The following is a 16,597-nucleotide window of genomic DNA, read 5'->3' as shown; positions in this document are numbered from 1 at the left end:
TTCGATTTGACCGATTATTTTGACAGATTTGCACGGGAAATCTCGGGCTGGGTCCGATTTGTCGGATAAAATGTTGCCTTTAAAACTTGCCCTCTTGGCAACTATCGACCATAATCTGGAGTTATGTCTCCTACGCAGCTTGACCATAAAAATCACCGCTCCGGTCTGCCCGGGGCTTCCTGGGTTGTAACAATCTCAGTGCTTTTGTTTTTGCTGCGAGACCAGCCTTCCGTGCAGCTAATTATGGCGCCACTCGACCTTTTCACCACTTTCTTGCATGAAATGGGTCACGTTATAGCTTGTCTTGCAACAGGTGGTACCGTGCACTCGATGACCATTTTGCCTGGCAAGGAGTTAGCCGGGTGGACTAACTGTACGGGCGGCGACACATTCATTATTGGACAAGCCGGCTATCTGGGCGCAACATTCTTCAGCTGCGTGCTGATTTTAGTTTCGCGTTTCTGGAAGATGTCAAACGTGATCCTGTTGCTGATCGGCTTTTTTATTGGTTATTGCGCGCCAAAGTTGATGACTGACCACACCGCCATAATCATTTCCATGTTTTTGACCATGGCCTTTGTCATTTTTGCATTTCAAAGTTCCGCAAGAGATGCTCGTTTGATCGTTTTGTTCGTTGCGCTAAACGTTGCTTTCAATTCATTGATGGACGTAAAACAGGTCACGGAAGCATCGATCGGCTTGACTGCCGCGATGTCGACAGACGCTACCGCAGTAGCTGCTGTATCACCTATGTCCGCAAAATTCTGGAGTTCACTATGGGCGGTGCTATCCATGCTTATGGTAGGATTTACCGGAGTGCTTTCCTACTGTATGCAACATCCGCATGAGGAACCGGCCTCGTCACCGATTTCATCGCTGTTGCCGCTGTTGAAGAAGTTGCGTGACAAGAAGCAAGCGGAACGTGCTCAGGCTCAGAGTTTATTGTCGAAGATGCAAGCCACAGTTATAGAAACAGGACCCAGCATAAATTCGGAATCTCGAGCGCCTTCAGCGGTTGAAACTGACCAGCGCCATAAATAATGCGATCTTTGCGGGTTTCGATTCAAGTTTTGCTTCTGGTCATCGTGCCTTTAGCATTGCAAATGGCTTTGCTCGCCTGGATGAGCACGTTGCAGAGTGAGGCTGAAGAACAGCTCAGGGCAGCGGAGCACAATAAAAAGCTAGCCGACGGCATAACCAAGTTGAATGCTGAGCAATTTGAGACTATCTCCAAAATGGGGCACATGTATCAGCTTGCCGCGAGCACTCCCGAGGAGATAGACGGGGTGATTCAGCGTACTGAGGAAGAGTACAAGGTCATCGATGAACTGAGTAAAGATGAACCTGAGCTGAATCGCACTATTCTTTCCATAAAGAGAGATCAGATGTTGGCTTTCGAACTGGCCAGACAGATTCGAGCCACAGACGATCCAATCAAACAAGAAATTTTGTGGAAGAGACTGGGGCACCAGGTGCAAGACATTATGTACGGGCGCCTCTCCAAACTGGCTCATAAGTATGAACAGCTCGCAAAACAGAGCACCGAAGCTCAAGCAGCTGCCAGACAGCGATTTCAGCAAGTGGCTTTATGGGGAAGCGGTTTGATAATGGCGTTCACTGCCATTGTTGGATCAGCGCTGGCATTGAGTATCTGGTACCGTTTGAATCGACTCAGTGATAACAATTTGAGGCTTGCAACCAATCGTCCTTTGCACCCCGAGCTGAGCGGCAATGATGAAATCGCCAAAATCGATCAGACCTTCCACAATATGGCTGTTGCACTCGAAGAAGCGCATCAGAAGGAACGAGCCGTAATTGACTATGCCCGCGACATGATTTGCTCGATCAATAAAGGTAAGTTTACCGACGTCAATCCTGCCTGCTACACGCTGCTTGGTTTTACGAGAGATGAATTGTACGGCACGCGTGTTATCGATGCTATCGCCGAAACGCAAGAGACTGCACACCAGTTCGTTTCCAGTTTGCGAGAGCGAAATAGTGTTACTTCTTTTGAAGTTCGTATGCGTCATAAAGATGGTCATGTGGTTGATACTCTCTGGTCGACCCAATGGTCTGAGAAGGAACGGTCGACCTTTTGTGTTATTCACGACATTAGTGAAAGACGTGAAGCTGAGCGACTTCGTGAAGAAGTTATGCATATGGTGACGCACGATTTGCGCACACCATTGACGACACTAGGACATATTTTCGAGATTTTGATTCATAATAAAGATACAGAAAATGATGAGCGTAAGTCTCATTATCTGGAGGTTGGAGAGAGAAGTGTCAATCGACTTGCACTTCTGGTCAATGATTTGCTGGATATCGAAAAAGCGCGTTCAGGCCAGATGGCTATTGATTTTAAACCGTGTTCGTTGGAAGAGCGTTTTCGAATCTGTTCAGATTCAGTAGCTGCAACAGCCGAGGCAAAAGGACTTAAACTGAATGTGCATCCAACCGACCTGATCGCCAGTGGTGATGCCGATAAAATTGATAGGATTTTGATAAATCTGGTTGGCAACGCAATCAAGTTTTCTCCCGACAAAGGCACTGTAGATGTGAGCTGCGGCATCTCTGAAAACATGATCAAGATTGTCGTCAGAGATGAAGGAAAAGGCATTGCACCGGAAGATCTGGACAAGGTTTTCGATCGCTTCCATCAGGTGAAAGGCGCACATGGTCCGCAGTCCCAAGAGAAAGGGTCCGGGCTCGGACTGACGATATGTCGAGCATTCGTGGAACTGCATGGTGGACGCATTTGGGTGGAAAGCACCGTTGGTGAAGGCGCAAGCTTTTGTTTTACTTTGCCGTGCAGTGCGGAAGTATCGGAAAAGTAAGCCGGTGACTTTGCACTTTTCACAACATTCCATGTTTCAGAGCTTTCACAGCCGCCTGGGTGCGATCTGATACCTCTAGTTTTTCCATAATGTGTCTGATGTGCGTTTTCACTGTTTGAGCTGAAATGGAAAGTTGTTTCGCGATAGCTGCATTGCCGTAGCCTTCAACGATAAATTTCAGTACTTCAATTTCACGCGGAGTGAGCTCAAATTTCTCCAGCATTGGAGAGTCGGTTTTAGATTCCTTGATGGGGCTGCGGAAGCATCTGAGCACCTTATCCGCAATTGTCGCATCAAGCCAGGCACCGCCTTCAGCCACCGTACGCACTGCATTGATGACATCATCTTTCAGCGCTGTCTTCAAACAGTAGCCATCTGCACCTGCTCTAAAGCAGGCAAAAATTTCGTCGTCTGTTTCGTGTGATGTGACTATCAATACCCTTATATCGGGTAGTTCAGCTCGCACTAGCACAGTTGCATCAATTCCATTCATTACCGGCATACTCAGGTCCATGATCACCACATCAGGCTTTAGAGTGAGGCATTTCGAGTGCGCCTCTTCCCCGTTTGAAGCAGTGCCCACCACTTGCAGATCTGCGTGCTGTGAAAGGATTGTTTCAAGACCGATTCTTATGATTTCCTGGTCTTCAGCTATTAAAATTCTGAGCACTTTTTGCTCGGGCATCTTCTTCTCACTTGAAGTGATTCAATTTGCAGAGAATCCTACTTGAGGTAACTTGACGGCGAATGTGGTACCGCGACCGATATCACTGATACAAGAGATCTCCCCACTGTGTGCGGAGACCAGCTGCTTGCATAAGTAGAGTCCCAGTCCCGTTCCGGGTGTGAATTTTTTTCCGTTGCGTCCCTGAGCAAATCGTTCGAACAGTCGATCTTGCTCATCCTGTGGAATTCCAGGTCCGCTGTCTTTTACTTCAAAAACGATACTGTCATCAACGGCTTGCGCTCCGACGCTTATTACACCGCCGTCTGGAGTGAATTTTAAGGCGTTATCTAAAAGGTTCTGCATCACCCGTCTGAACGCCGCCGCATCGGCGACTATGTTACTTACTTGATCTGACAGGTCTGTGCACAATCGTATCTGTCTGTGTGTTGCTATTGGTGCTATCGACTTGACGCATTTGTCGATTATCGGCAGTGGATCGATGCTCTCCATTTTGACTGCGTCCACATCTTTCTCGAATCGATAGACGTCAATTAAGCTTTGAATCATCGAGATGAGAAGTGCATTGCTGTCACGCAAGCTCAAAAGCAAATTTGCTTGCTCCTGGCTCACCACTCCCATAACCTGCTCTGCCATCAATTCGAGAATGAGATTGTTTCCAATCAACGGATTTTTCAAATCGTGCGTCAAAGTGGCCATGAATTCTTCGTGTTTTTCGAGTACCGCCAATCTTTTTGCGTCTTTGTCATGCTGTTTTCGTTCTATGGCATACCTGATGGTTCGCGCTAAATTCGGGGCAGACAGATCCTGCTTGAAAATATAATCTTGTGCCCCCGATTTTACTGCCTGAATCGACAATTCTTCGTCTGCCAGACCAGTCAGAATCACTATTGGTACCGAATTCGCCCACGACATGGTTGCGGTAATAGTGGCTAGACCGGTTTCATCGGGCAGGCTGAGATCGAGAAGTATTACGTCAAAGGCAGGATTTGATTGAACGGCTTCTCGTGCTTTCTCCAGTCGATCAACATGGACGAATTTGTAGAGTTGCTTGGGCAGGATTTTTTGAACATAGTTCGCATCTGCAAGACTGTCTTCGATAAGTAATACACTTGTTGCGTCACTCATGATTTTGCGGATACCTCACCGACTGCAACCAAAACGAATCAAAAGATCTGATTGTTTTTACAAATTGCTGCAGTTCAATTGGTTTTGTAACGTAGCAACTCGCCTGGAGTCGATAGCTTTTGGCGATATCTTCTTCAGATTGGGATGTCGTCAGGATGACGACCGGTATCGATTTCAAGTTCTCGTCCGCTTTCACTTCGGCGAGCACTTCGCGTCCATCTTTCTTCGGTATATTGAGGTCTAGAATTACCAGATCTGGTCGTCCGGAGTCTGCAAAGCAGCCAACTGAACGCAAACAATCCAGAGCCGCCTGACCGTCACGCACAACTTTGATATCGGCGGCTATTTTTTCGTCTTTAAAAACTTCTAGAATCAGCCGCGCGTCCGCCGGACTGTCTTCGACCAATAAAATTCTTTTGTTATCTGCACTCATGTTGTCGGTGCCTCCTGAGAGCAAGGAATGGTGAAGTTAAACGTTGTTCCTTCACCTGGTTGTGATTCGATCCAGATTTTGCCGCCGTGTCTTTCGACAATTTTTTTGCATATGGCGAGCCCTATGCCGCTGCCGGGATATTGCTCTCTGTTATGGAGTCTTTGAAAGATGATAAAAATGCGGTCGGCATACTTCATATCGATGCCCAGACCATTGTCTGTGACGGAAAACAGCCAGGCATTTTCTGCCTTTGTTGCTGATAGCTGGATTTGAAGAGGTCGTTCGGCTCGAAATTTAATGGCATTGCTGATCAGATTTTGAAAGACCTGAAGCATTTGAGAACCATCAGCTAAGATAGTTGGTAGAGGCTCCAGAGAAATATTTGCGCCACTCTCCTCTATTGCCAGCGTTAAATTGGAGATGGCTGTTTGTGCTCTTTCATGACAATCAGTATTACGAAAAGCCTGCCCTTTGGTTTGTACGCGGCTATACAAAAGTAGATCGTTTATCAGTTCTTGCATTCGCTTTGTGGCATCAACGATGTACTCAACAAACTCGTTTGCGTCGTCGTCTAACTGATCGTGGTATCGCTTTGCTAGAAGTTGTGTGTAGTTGGATATTACGCGCAGCGGCTCCTGCAAATCGTGGGAGCAAACATAAGCGAACTGCTCGAGATCAGCGTTGGATCTTTGCAATTCAAGCAAGTTTTCCTGCAAGGTCGATTCCGCGAATTTTCTCTGTGTGATGTCTACGACGGAGGCAACAACATATCGCTCACCGTCCATGACAAGAGGGCTGAGACCAATTTCCACAGGTATGGCAGTGCCGTCTTTTCTCTGTCCATATAGATCTCTGCCAGCTCCCATCGCGCGGGCTTTGGGATTGGCAAGAAAATCTGCACGGTGTTTTGGATGGTCAGATCTTAATGGCGTTGGCACCAGAATTTCGATCGTCTGACCAAGCAACTGCTCACGGCTGTATCCGAATAGTTTTTCCACCTGGGCGTTCACTAGAACGATGACACCCTGGTCGTTGACCATGACCATGCCACACGGAGCAGCGTCGATGATGACTCTGAGTTTTTCGTCTCTATCCATATTCAAGAACAGTCTGGAAACTTCTCTTCTTGTCGTTTGTCGTTGCGAGTTAAAGGACTCCGGGCGGCCGCTGAGTGTCGAATATATACGACATGCGGGCGTGCCGTTCATATTCTGCATAGCAAACTGAATGCGGGTTTCCGGTTCTATTGTAAATCAAAATCTACAACCTGCAATGACATTTTGTGTAAGACAAGTTGTGCGCCGAAAATGGTGCTGATTAAAAGTTCTTTGATTCGGATGTTGATCACTCTTTTGGGGTGTGTTGATCCCTCCGCTTATTCGATTAAAAGGAAGTTTTTTCTCGTCAAGTTCTTTTCAATAACACTTTCGAGTTATAGTCGGCCGGATTTTCACGTGTCAAACTTACAACGCAAGTTGGTTTGTTCTAAATTGGAATCACTAAGTACTCATTGATCGATGGTCCGTGTGCCTCAGCCTAAGCGCAAAAGCAGCAACATAAAACCTGAGGTACTTGTAAAAGCCCTGAAGGCGACTCGTTGCGGCGTGTTGATTACAGATCCGAATCAGCCTGACAATCCTATTGTTTATGCGAATCGGGCATTTTGCGCCATGACTGGTTATTCGCGTGACGAGATTCTTGGTCGAAATTGCCGTTTCTTACAGGGTAAAGATCGAAAGCAGCCCGAGTTGTCGGCGATTAGAGAGGCCTTGCGAACCAAAACTTCTTGCTCTACTATTTTGCGCAACTATAAAAAATCTGGAGAGATGTTTTTCAATGAATTGTCTATCTCTCCAGTTTTTGACAAGTCCGGCGATCTGACACACTTTGTTGGCATTCAGAAGGATGTTACAGCTGAAGTACAACTGAAAACGCAGAGAGATGAGTTTTTGGCGACTTTATTGCATGACATCAAGACGCCGCTGCTCGCTTCTATGCGTGTTTTAAATCATATCAAGAGTAATGGATCGTTTACGCCGGCCGAAAATGTGCTGGTCGAGGGCGTTATGCAAAATGATTATGGTCTTTTGCGTCTCATCGACAATGCTATGGATTGCTATCGCCCTGAGCAATTAACGGCTGTCCATCGGACCTATTATGATCTGACGAAACAGCTTGCGAAATGCGCCGCTCAACTCATGCCGGCAGCACAGCAGAAGCGGGTGGTTCTGTTCATGCCGGATCAACCGCTTGTCATATGCGCTGACTCAAGGTTGTGTGAGCGGGTCTTTTTCAATCTCATGGAACTGGCTATTCGCTATTCGCCACGTGTGGGGCGCATAAAAGTAAAGACAGACTTCACACCTGACTATTTTGAAGTGGAATTTTCCAACAGATCCTCTGGTCTGCCGATCAAGTTTTTTAGTGCGGCGCAGAACTTGCTGCTGTCGTTCGATGACGAAAACAGCACAGCGCTGGCATTACACTCTGCAAGACTGATTTTGCAGCAACACGGAGGTGAGTTGGTGCTTCAGCGATCAAATAAAGTAACCAGCTTTATTGCGCGTTTACCCGCGAATAGCTGATACATCTTTAGTACTTGAGAGAAAAGAGCGGCTGACGAAAAATTGCCGTTTATCAAGGTCCGAAAACGGCGAGTCTGATACGATGCCTTCCGTTAGGATGATGGCATGTTAAACCCAGAAAGTTGCTACCAGGCTCTTCGCACCCATGACCCGCGCTTTGACGGAGCGTTTTTCATTGCCGTGCGAACAACGAAGATATATTGTCGGACGGTATGCCCGGCCAAGACGCCATTATTCAAGAACATCACTTTTTACTCGACCGCTGCTGCTGCGGAAGAAGCGGGCTATCGTCCCTGCTTGCGTTGCCGGCCTGAACTGGCGCCGGGTAATGCGTCGGTCGATGCCGTGAGCCGACTGGCCTCGCTTGCTTTAAACAGAATCGAGGATGGAGCGCTTACTGATCTTGGTTTGGAAGGCTTAGCTTTGGAGATGGGGATAAGCTCTCGACATTTGCGCCGCGTTATCGAGTCTGAATTCGGAGTTTCACCTATTCAAATTGCACAGACGCAGCGTTTGTTGCTGGCTAAACGCCTACTGACCGATACGAGTTTGTCCATCACTGAAATCGCTTTTGCTAGCGGTTTCTCAAGCGTGCGTAGGTTTAATGCATTGTTTCTTGAACGCTACAATCTCAACCCAACCCAGCTTCGCAAGCGCTTGAAGGAGCACGATATACCGTTTCTGATTTGCGAGGTGGTTTATCGCGAACCTTATGACTGGAAGAGCATGCTGGCTTTTCTTGAAGGTCGTGCGTGTCCTGGTGTGGAGGCGGTGATTCAAGACTCTTATTTTCGCACTGCATCGTTTGGCAAACATTCGGGATGGCTGTCTATAAAGAGAAATCCCGAAAAAAATACTTTTTTCATACATGTCTCCACTTCACTAGCTCCCGTGCTCCTCAACGTGGTGGCTCGATGCAAGCGGATGCTGGATACGCAGGCAGACCCAGCTTTGATTGCGCTCGGTCTGGGAGAACTTGCTGCGGGAAGAGAGGGGTTGCGCGTTCCGGGAGCATTCAATGGCTTTGATGTTGCATTGCGTGCAATTCTTGGACAGCAGGTCAGTGTCAAGGCTGCAAGCACATTGCACGGACGAATCGCCCAGAAGTTTGGTCTTGAAGTAATAACACCAGTTGCCGGACTCAATAGAGCTGCACCAACTGCGGAGGCACTGTCGAAATTAGCAGCTGAAGATTTGAGTGGGCTGGGAATAACGGGCAGCCGAATAGCCAGCATTCTTGCTCTTTCCCGCGCTGTCGCATCCGGTGCCCTTTCCCTGGAGCCAGGTCAGGATGTGGAAAAAACGACTGCAACATTGAAGTCGTTGCCCGGCATTGGAGACTGGACGGCTGAGTATGTTGCGATGCGAGCGCTCTCCTGGCCTGACGCTTTTCCATATTCAGATCTTGGAATTAAGAAGGCTCTCTGCTTGAAGGCAGACAAGCAGATTATTGAACATGCCGAACGTTATAGACCATGGCGATCGTACGCGGCCATGCATTTGTGGAAGTCTCTGGAGAAAGTAAATAATGACAGTATTTTATTGCACAACCGATAGCCCAATTGGCTTACTGACGTTGACATCAGACGGTGAGTCTCTCACCGGACTTTTTATGGAAAATCACAAGGGCTTTCCTAATTGCGATGATGATTGGATCTACGACGAAGCGGCGGCACCGCTTCTGCAGACGAAAAGTGAGCTGGCTGACTATTTTGCCGGTAATTTAAAACGATTTACTGTACCTATTAAACTGACTGGCACAAATTTTCAGATGAAGGTTTGGAGCGAGTTGCAAAACATCTCGTTTGGTGAGGTTATTTCGTATGCGGAATTAGCCGGTCGTATTGGTAATCCAAATGCTTGTCGAGCCGTAGGCCTGGCGAATGGGCAAAATCCAATTTCAATAATAGTGCCATGTCATCGCGTTATTGGTGCCAACGGTAAACTCACCGGCTATGGTGGCGGTCTGCCGCGCAAGGAAGTTCTTTTGAACTTGGAGCAACCAGGTTCTCTAAGAAAAACATTGACTGTTGATGGTGCTAAGCAACTGACCATTGTTTAATTCGATCGCCAATCAGTCTAGGAAGCTCGCGATGTTTCCTGTAGAATCGGGGCATGAAAAAACAATCTTATCTCCTCAGTATACTTGTCTTCTCCTCGTTGTACTGTCCCCTTGAGGCGCAGTGCAAGGTAACGCCTGATGCAGCTATCAAAGCTCTGCAGAACGGCAATGCTCGCTACGTCAGTGGAAAGAGCAAGCATCCGCGTATAGATCCTGAGCGCAGAAGAGCTACGGCTCTTGAAGGCCAAACTCCAATAAGTGCAATTCTGGGTTGTGCAGACTCTCGAGTTCCTCCTGAAATCATTTTCGATCAAGGGTTCGCCGATTTGTTTGTTGTCAGAGTCGCCGGTAATGTTTGTGCAGTGCCTGAGCTCGCTTCTATTGAATACGCCGTGGCTGTTTTGAAGGTGCCTTCGATAGTCGTGCTTGGTCATACCAAATGCGGTGCAGTCGACGCTGCCATAAAAAATGGTGCATTGCCTGGTAGTTTGCCAGAGCTGGTCAAGATGATCAGACCCGCGGTAGAGTCGAGCGAGGGTGACAAAAAGTCGAAGTCTGACTTACTTACGCGGGCGACTGAGCAAAACGTCAGAAATACCATCGCCGAACTGACTAAAAGTTCTGTGATCAAATCTGCTATCGATTCGAAAGAACTGAAAGTTGTTGGTGCGATTCGACATCTTGAAGATGGGCATGTGACCTGGCTGAAGTAGAAATTTCTACCGACTGTTTTCGGTTGATGTTGCCAATTTATTGGCATAGAAAATTGCAGCGACTGCCAAAGTGAGCATTATGGCGACAGCACTATATGCCTGAAAGATTCCGGCGCGATCAGCTATGCCACCAAGAATAAGTGGTGCACAGAGCCCGGCCGCACCTGTTGCCATGTTCATGCGTGAAGCCGCCAGGGCTAGATTTTTAGGTGCTGCTCCCAATGCGGCCGATAGTGTTAGCGGATACATGTTCGCCACGCCCAAACCGGCGATGAATAGTCCTAAAACGTTGATAACAGCTGTTGGTGCCAGCCAGAATGTCGAGAATCCAAATAGGCTGAGAACTGCCGCCGCAGGCAAAAGCAGTCGTATGCTGAGTCGTCTTGAAAGCACACTGCCGGTGATTCGACCTGCCATCATTGCTATAGAAAACGCACTGACTGCAGTTGCAGCCAGAGTCCTTTCCATTTTCACCGCGTTCTGTAAAAAGTCCGGACTCCAAAACACGATTGACCATTCGCTGGCGCAACCTAAAAGAATAACCAGCCAGTACGCCCAATATGCACGTGTTAACCTGCTGCTTTCCTGGACGCTATTTCTTTCTGTGTTAAGGGGGACTGGAACATTGTTACGCCCGAAGACTGCGTAGGAAATTCCCAGGCATAGTATCAGTATCGCCAGCGGTGTGCGCCAATCGAACCCTGCCGCTACAAACGAGCCGATCGCTGCCGGTGCAACCGTTGCGCAGATACTGGTAACGATATTTGTTTCAGTAATGGCGATGGTGCGGTTCTCACCCAATCTTTCAGCGATAACGGTATCGATAACCTGTCCGAAAATACTGGCGCACATGCCAGCTAGAAAGATTCCAAAAATTGTTGGTGCGGGCGCTTTCCCGAGAATCAATATGCCTACACCAGCGGCGACACCTGCCAGACCTGCCCACATCGCTTTCTTCCTGCCCAGGTAGGTCATGACGCGCTCGCCAACTGCGCCTGAGATGAGAACTCCGAGTGCGAAAGCGCTGAAGTGATAAGCCATGATTGTGTAGTCGAATTTCAATTCGCCACGCAAAAACGGCATCATTGGTCCTAACGATGATGCTACGAACGAGCACAACCCGGCCAGAATGTAGAATTGCCAGATCATTCGATTACGCACAAAGACGTGCGTAACCGGCATATGGGTGATCTTGCTCGGGGCTTCGGTGATCATCAGCCCCTATTAACTCATGACAAGTCGGCTGGAGCAAGCAAATTCTTTTCAATGTGAAGCTCGCGCCAACCTTATCTCAGATTGATGACTGAATTACCCTTCGTCTTTTTGCGGATAATCGCCGATTTTGATGGTCGCTGGAACGAGCTCATTACCCCTGGATAGCAGGAATTCAACGTTTTCTCCGGGCTTGTGCTTGCGAACGATAGCTTGTACCTCTTTAGAGGTTGAGACTGATTGACCGTCGACCTTTACAATCACATCACCCTGGATGATGCCGGCCTTCTCTGCGGGGCTGCCTTCGGCCGCTCGCGCAATCAGCACACCTTTCGTGTTCGGCGATATGTGCAGGGAGCGGGCTATTCCTTCATTCAGGTCTTGCATGTAGACTCCGATGTAGGCCCGGGCAATTGAACCCTTTTCCAGCAACTGCTGAGCTACGTCTTTGGCTACGTCGACAGGAATTGCAAAACCGATATTTTGAGCATCGCCGCGTATTGCTGTCGTTATACCAATCACTTCACCGTGAATATTCAGCAGTGGTCCGCCCGAGTTGCCCGGATTAATCGCGGCGTCCGTCTGTATCAACTGTACGTTTCCGAGGCTGCTCGTCTCGTTGTGGCCGGCGGGCAAGAGTCGTCCGAGGGCGCTGATGATGCCCAGTGTGACTGTGTGGTCGAATCCGAGTGGACTGCCGATAGCAATTGCCCAATCTCCTGGCCTGATTGTTTTGCTTTCGCCGAAATTGGCCGCAGGTAAATTGTCGACGCCGTCGATCTTCAAAAGCGCCAGATCTGTAAACCGGTCTTTGCCGACTACCTTTGCTCTATATTTCCGTTTGTCGTTGAGCGTAACTTCTATAACGTCTGCATTTCCAGCCACGTGATTGTTCGTGAGAATGTAGCCATCAGATCTGAAAATAACACCAGAACCGGTGCCCTTTTGTTCGAATGTTCTGGGCTGCGGTTGCTGTGGCAACTCAAAACCCATTCCCGGTCCAAAGAGAAAACTTTGCATTGGGTCGAAGCTGGATGCTGATGTGAGTGTGATACTGCGCCTGGTGTCGATGTTGACCACGCTATCACTTACCTTCGAAGCTATGTCGGCGACTGTGTTTTCAGCCAGGGCAAGAACTCCACCCGGAGTTTTGCTTACAACCGATGTGGTACTTGTGGTTGTCTGGGTTGGATTTGCTGTGTTTGGATGCCATTCGTGTCCCATCCAGAATGCCGACGCCAGTGCAACGCCAATGGCTGTACCGCCAAGCCAGGGACCTGGCGAAGCCTTGCCGTAATTATTGCGCTGTCTCATGTTCAACCTACCTTCGCAGTGATGGAAGCTCCTTCCCCGTGATGGAAGCTCTATATTTCAGTGTATAAAAATGGCCGTTGGACGATTCGAAAAATATACGATTCGTTAAGCATTTCGCATCATTTGCAAAGCTCGAAAGCCCTTCAGGCACAGCGTTACGCCTGCCGAGAGCCAGCTCGGCGGGTGACGGATATTGCTCACTCCATCCTAGCGCATCGAACTGGATAATGCTTGACAGACGGATGACCGTGTTGGACCGAAGCTGACATGTTTAAGCGTTAAAAACATTCGGCGTGTATCTGGTACCGGCACCTGGTCGGCGCATGTCATCGCCAGGTCTGCGGAGATGTCGAGTTCAGTGTTTTTGGCACGATGGAGATCGTATTCGATGTTTTGCTCCAGCGCCGGCAGGCTGAGGGGGGCAAATCTCAGAGTGCCTTGAAATTGATTCGGAATATTCGTGCTGTCAGGCAGTGTCCAGTCTGATTCTCCTTCCAGCGGACCAGCGCCATGCCTCGTTAAATATGTGCGGCTGACATAAGTAACACACAGTTTTTCTATTCCGAATTGGGGAGCAAGATGCAGAACATTTGTCAGACCAGTTTTCGAGCGTGTTACGTGCGGAAACTGATCGATTCGGTCTTCGTCGAGCATTAATCCCTGAGCGCCTTCGAATAGCACTTGCCTGACTGGCGGAATTCGGTCGCTGATTGTTGCGAGGTCGATAAGCGTCTGCGTGTCCTTTATATATTCTTCTATGATGCGATCTGTGTTGTTTACAAATTTCTGAATACCTTCCTCCATTGGGTCTAGTTTCAGCTCGATCAGACGGTCTTTGAACCAGGAATCTTTGAGTTCATGTAACCTTCGGCGCAGTCCGGTCGAATTCAGTACGTCACAGGACTTCAATCGATACTGAGGTGAACGCAACGATCTCGTGACCGTCTCGTTGATGCCAAGTCCACAGCTGCCGTGGCGTTTTCCTGCTCTTTGTTTTTCGATTGTTTGATTGATGAACATATCGAACGGCGTCGTCAGAAATGCGTTTGGGTCTATCGTTATTTCTGGAGGAGTTTCTGATACCTGCGCCAGCTCTGCGTATTCCTTGACGAATATGAGTGGATTGACTATGAAAAACTTGCTTAAGAATGTGGGCACCCCGAGCAATGTTCCACTGCCGAAATGACTGAAGACGTGTCGACGTCCGTCTGGTGATACTACTGTGTGTCCGGCTTGTGCGCCCCCGTTGAATCTGATGACCAGCGAATCTTCCGGTGCCTGGCTGGCAAAGTAATCAGTGAACAGGCCTTTGCCCTCGTCACCGTAGTTCGCTCCAATTATTACTTTGCCAGTTTTCATAAATCCTCCTTTGATTGACGACGTCTCTCCGGGCGTGGAGCTGTTGCAGCGTGTATTACATGCGCAGTAGTCCTTTTATTCCATTTGGTTTCGACGGCTGTTGACCACTCAGTGAATGGAGAATGGTCAATGATGTACTGCCTTGCCAACTCTCCGCTACCGATGCGAGATCGTTGCCTTCCTGCACTTCCAGAATCGATACAATCAACTCTGCCAGTTTGGTGTGGTCCTCTAGCGTTATTGCTCCTTCGCCGAGCAGGTCACGCCAGGCGCGTCTTGTCTTCTCCGGGCTGGACCTGTAGAAAGAACCTTCTTCGATGATGATGTGAAATATGTTCCAGGTTTTTGACGCCATCGTCAGCAAATCACGCGTCGAGATGTCTCGTTGTAAACCGCCGCCGAATATCCGTTTGACGTGCTCTGCGAGCAGCTTGGGTGCTGGCGGTTCATCTCCTACTGTGAATAAATAGCCTTTCTTGTTGCGTTTTAAGAAAGCATCACATTTGGTGCGAGTAGCAGCGAAGTACCAGGGCAGATTGTAGCTTTCGAAGTTGTTGCCGCCACCGTTGCCTTCGATATAAAACTTACTCAGTTGGTCTGCCAGCCGAATATCACATTCGAATTGCGTTACTTGCAACGGGGCAAAGTCGGTCCAGGCATCGCCGAACGCCATGCACATGACGTGAGGATCTGTGACTGGTTTGCGGGCGTAAATTTCTTCGATCAATATGCCGAGCCCATTGCGAATCAGTGTTTCGGCAAGCATTCCCATCGAACCGGTTTCATCCACTGCTACGATTATCGGTGTTGAGAGTGGATTGAGTGCAGAGTCGCAAGATTCCCTGACTGCAATGTTTTTTGGATTCAGATCGTCATGCAATTTCTTGCTGCGAAATAAATCGACACTGGCTGTATCTTTGACTCGGTCAGCGTACACATCCCAATCTTCCGGACTCCATCTTGATGTACCCATGATTATTTCTCCTTGTAGATAGTGTCGGCGTCGAGTTTCCAATTGACAAACCTTGGCGGACCAAAGGCGTCTGTCAAAATTTCTCGCTTCAGTGTTTTGTAGTCTTCAATCGCGCTTCCGCTCGAAGGCAGTTGCAGCCATTCCACCAGTGTTGGTGGCAACGATTTGTCGAATGTCAGGCTTGCTCCTGTTGCATCACCCAGAAGCTGCCTGCCGATGGACCTGATAAGCTCGAGGTCGGTGCGGTGATCGGCTCGCTTTGTTCGCAGAACATCCGGTGGTACTGAAGGCACAGCGTCTTCGGGGAGGAATGCGAGCGGTTCGCCTGCTTTTGTTGCGTACCACCATCCGCCCAGCAGCATGCTGCAGTGCCGTAGCGGTGACACGAAAACTGTGTTTGCAGTGATGCCATTGTGAGTCAGCCCCGCCCACTCCAGATAGCAGGCGATGTTGAGAAGATTGTTGAGAATCCAACCCACATGTTCGATTGGACTTAGCCGTCCATTGAAATGTTTGATGATGTCGCTCAACAAAATCTGATCGGGAGTCTTGCGGACAATTAAAACTCTGGCACTGCTAGTTTTGAATTCACGAATTATTTGAGGAAGATATTTCGACATCTCGAGCGCCATCGCATCGTTTTTGAATCGAATGGCGTGGATTCGCCTGCGCCCTTGCTCAAACAGTTCTTCAAATTGGTTCTCGATCTCAAACGAGACAGAATTTTCGGAGACATACATTTTGCCGAGCTCGAACGGTTGGCAAATACGGTATTTGCAAGTAACAACCGAGTTATCGGTGAGTTTGAATCTTCTGAGCCGGGCAACCTGTTCTTCGATTTTTTCGCAATTGAGATCCCAATCTCCAGTGACAAGTTTTTCTTGCGCCAGCCGGTAAAGTTCGACTATGTGTGCAAAAACGTGTATTGAATTCGGCTCTGACTGACAGTCTGGGTGCCAGAGCCGCGCCAGGGTTCGATACTCCTGTCTGGCCTCCTGTGCTGATGCGGAGAACAGGGTTTCGGGTATGGCAATCGATAAGATTTTGTCGGCGGTTAGTTGTGTTAGATTGCGCACGGAAGTTCCTCCCCTGCTCAAGAGTTGGGGATGTGGATTTAGCCGCTGACACTGTAAGTAGTGTCAGTTTGCTGTTTTTGGGATTTTTAACATTAAGCGTCTTGTTGACGGAATGTTTTTGAGAGGTAAGCGTAATTTCTACACTTCTTATACTAAATGGTCTGAGCTGAGCTGTCAATATAAGTCCCCAAATGGCCCGCTTGGGTTCCATTTGACGATT

15 protein-coding genes are annotated in these 16,597 nt (G+C 48.5%); 6 read left to right on the top strand and 9 right to left on the bottom strand.

All coding sequences use genetic code 11. The features are described from left to right. Positions 1–123 precede the first annotated feature (123 nt). Entirely contained in the window at positions 124–1,041 is a 918-nt protein-coding gene (locus EKK48_05270; protein RTL44662.1) for a hypothetical protein, read from the top strand. Then, a complete protein-coding gene (locus EKK48_05265; protein ID RTL44661.1) occupies positions 1,041–2,837 on the top strand; it encodes a PAS domain S-box protein in 1,797 nt (598 codons plus the stop codon). Before EKK48_05270 ends, EKK48_05265 begins: the two co-directional genes overlap by 1 nt. A 19-nt stretch (positions 2,838–2,856) precedes the next feature. On the opposite strand, the gene EKK48_05260 is transcribed toward EKK48_05265, so the two are convergent. The 4 genes from EKK48_05260 to EKK48_05245 are packed head-to-tail and all read right to left on the bottom strand — an operon-like array spanning position 2,857 to position 6,180. Then, entirely contained in the window at positions 2,857–3,522 is a 666-nt protein-coding gene (locus EKK48_05260; GenBank protein ID RTL44660.1) for a response regulator transcription factor, read from the bottom strand. A gap of 21 nt (positions 3,523–3,543) precedes the next feature. Then, positions 3,544–4,650 carry a response regulator gene (locus tag EKK48_05255; protein RTL44659.1) on the bottom strand — a complete coding sequence of 369 codons (1,107 nt, stop codon included), beginning with the start codon at positions 4,648–4,650 and terminating at the stop codon, positions 3,544–3,546. Then, entirely contained in the window at positions 4,643–5,083 is a 441-nt protein-coding gene (locus EKK48_05250) for a response regulator (GenBank protein ID RTL44658.1), read from the bottom strand. Before EKK48_05250 ends, EKK48_05255 begins: the two co-directional genes overlap by 8 nt. After that, entirely contained in the window at positions 5,080–6,180 is a 1,101-nt protein-coding gene (locus EKK48_05245) for a PAS domain-containing sensor histidine kinase (GenBank protein RTL44657.1), read from the bottom strand. Before EKK48_05245 ends, EKK48_05250 begins: the two co-directional genes overlap by 4 nt. Before the next feature lie 420 nt (positions 6,181–6,600). On the opposite strand from EKK48_05245, the gene EKK48_05240 reads away from it, so the two are divergent. The 4 genes from EKK48_05240 to EKK48_05225 all read left to right on the top strand — a co-directional run bounded on the left by EKK48_05240 (position 6,601) and on the right by EKK48_05225 (position 10,443). After that, the gene (locus EKK48_05240) at positions 6,601–7,668 is read left to right on the top strand and encodes a PAS domain-containing protein (protein ID RTL44656.1); all 1,068 of its coding nucleotides are present in this window, start codon (positions 6,601–6,603) and stop codon (positions 7,666–7,668) included. A gap of 105 nt (positions 7,669–7,773) precedes the next feature. Further along, positions 7,774–9,225 carry a DNA-3-methyladenine glycosylase 2 family protein gene (locus EKK48_05235; GenBank protein ID RTL44655.1) on the top strand — a complete coding sequence of 484 codons (1,452 nt, stop codon included), beginning with the start codon at positions 7,774–7,776 and terminating at the stop codon, positions 9,223–9,225. Further along, on the top strand, positions 9,197–9,730 hold the full coding sequence (locus tag EKK48_05230) for a methylated-DNA--[protein]-cysteine S-methyltransferase (GenBank protein RTL44654.1): 534 nt from the start codon (positions 9,197–9,199) through the stop codon (positions 9,728–9,730). The genes EKK48_05235 and EKK48_05230 overlap by 29 nt, the downstream gene beginning before the upstream one ends. A 53-nt stretch (positions 9,731–9,783) precedes the next feature. After that, the gene (locus EKK48_05225) at positions 9,784–10,443 is read left to right on the top strand and encodes a carbonic anhydrase (GenBank protein ID RTL44653.1); all 660 of its coding nucleotides are present in this window, start codon (positions 9,784–9,786) and stop codon (positions 10,441–10,443) included. A gap of 6 nt (positions 10,444–10,449) precedes the next feature. Here the strand turns inward: EKK48_05225 and EKK48_05220 are convergent, their stop codons facing one another. The 5 genes from EKK48_05220 to EKK48_05200 all read right to left on the bottom strand — a co-directional run bounded on the left by EKK48_05220 (position 10,450) and on the right by EKK48_05200 (position 16,377). Further along, complete coding sequence (locus EKK48_05220) at positions 10,450–11,658, bottom strand: MFS transporter (GenBank protein ID RTL44652.1); 1,209 nt, start codon at positions 11,656–11,658, stop codon at positions 10,450–10,452. A 93-nt stretch (positions 11,659–11,751) separates the two neighbouring features. Then, positions 11,752–12,969 (bottom strand): PDZ domain-containing protein, encoded by a 1,218-nt coding sequence (locus tag EKK48_05215; GenBank protein ID RTL44651.1) that lies wholly within the window; start codon positions 12,967–12,969, stop codon positions 11,752–11,754. 207 nt (positions 12,970–13,176) lie between these two features. Further along, a complete protein-coding gene (locus EKK48_05210) occupies positions 13,177–14,328 on the bottom strand; it encodes an adenylosuccinate synthase (protein ID RTL44650.1) in 1,152 nt (383 codons plus the stop codon). A 55-nt stretch (positions 14,329–14,383) separates the two neighbouring features. Further along, a complete protein-coding gene (locus EKK48_05205; GenBank protein ID RTL44649.1) occupies positions 14,384–15,301 on the bottom strand; it encodes a hypothetical protein in 918 nt (305 codons plus the stop codon). Positions 15,302–15,303: 2 nt separating this feature from the next. Continuing rightward, positions 15,304–16,377 carry a hypothetical protein gene (locus EKK48_05200; protein RTL44648.1) on the bottom strand — a complete coding sequence of 358 codons (1,074 nt, stop codon included), beginning with the start codon at positions 16,375–16,377 and terminating at the stop codon, positions 15,304–15,306. Positions 16,378–16,597 lie beyond the last annotated feature (220 nt).

It is taken from the genome of Candidatus Melainabacteria bacterium, assembly GCA_003963305.1.
Lineage (GTDB): Bacteria > Cyanobacteriota > Vampirovibrionia > Obscuribacterales > Obscuribacteraceae > PALSA-1081.
Note: the sequence above shows the minus strand (reverse complement) of the source record. Positions and strands in the feature narration are given on the sequence as shown.

What these genes read in the sequence shown, in the direction of transcription:
- EKK48_05270 (RTL44662.1), top strand. Translation starts at nt 124, where the DNA reads ATGTCTCCTACGCAGCTTGACCATAAAAATCACCGCTCCGGTCTGCCC.
- EKK48_05265 (RTL44661.1), top strand. Translation starts at nt 1,041, where the DNA reads ATGCGATCTTTGCGGGTTTCGATTCAAGTTTTGCTTCTGGTCATCGTG.
- EKK48_05260 (RTL44660.1), bottom strand. Translation starts at nt 3,522, where the DNA reads ATGCCCGAGCAAAAAGTGCTCAGAATTTTAATAGCTGAAGACCAGGAA.
- EKK48_05255 (RTL44659.1), bottom strand. Translation starts at nt 4,650, where the DNA reads ATGAGTGACGCAACAAGTGTATTACTTATCGAAGACAGTCTTGCAGAT.
- EKK48_05250 (RTL44658.1), bottom strand. Translation starts at nt 5,083, where the DNA reads ATGAGTGCAGATAACAAAAGAATTTTATTGGTCGAAGACAGTCCGGCG.
- EKK48_05245 (RTL44657.1), bottom strand. Translation starts at nt 6,180, where the DNA reads ATGGATAGAGACGAAAAACTCAGAGTCATCATCGACGCTGCTCCGTGT.
- EKK48_05240 (RTL44656.1), top strand. Translation starts at nt 6,601, where the DNA reads ATGGTCCGTGTGCCTCAGCCTAAGCGCAAAAGCAGCAACATAAAACCT.
- EKK48_05235 (RTL44655.1), top strand. Translation starts at nt 7,774, where the DNA reads ATGTTAAACCCAGAAAGTTGCTACCAGGCTCTTCGCACCCATGACCCG.
- EKK48_05230 (RTL44654.1), top strand. Translation starts at nt 9,197, where the DNA reads ATGACAGTATTTTATTGCACAACCGATAGCCCAATTGGCTTACTGACG.
- EKK48_05225 (RTL44653.1), top strand. Translation starts at nt 9,784, where the DNA reads ATGAAAAAACAATCTTATCTCCTCAGTATACTTGTCTTCTCCTCGTTG.
- EKK48_05220 (RTL44652.1), bottom strand. Translation starts at nt 11,658, where the DNA reads ATGATCACCGAAGCCCCGAGCAAGATCACCCATATGCCGGTTACGCAC.
- EKK48_05215 (RTL44651.1), bottom strand. Translation starts at nt 12,969, where the DNA reads ATGAGACAGCGCAATAATTACGGCAAGGCTTCGCCAGGTCCCTGGCTT.
- EKK48_05210 (RTL44650.1), bottom strand. Translation starts at nt 14,328, where the DNA reads ATGAAAACTGGCAAAGTAATAATTGGAGCGAACTACGGTGACGAGGGC.
- EKK48_05205 (RTL44649.1), bottom strand. Translation starts at nt 15,301, where the DNA reads ATGGGTACATCAAGATGGAGTCCGGAAGATTGGGATGTGTACGCTGAC.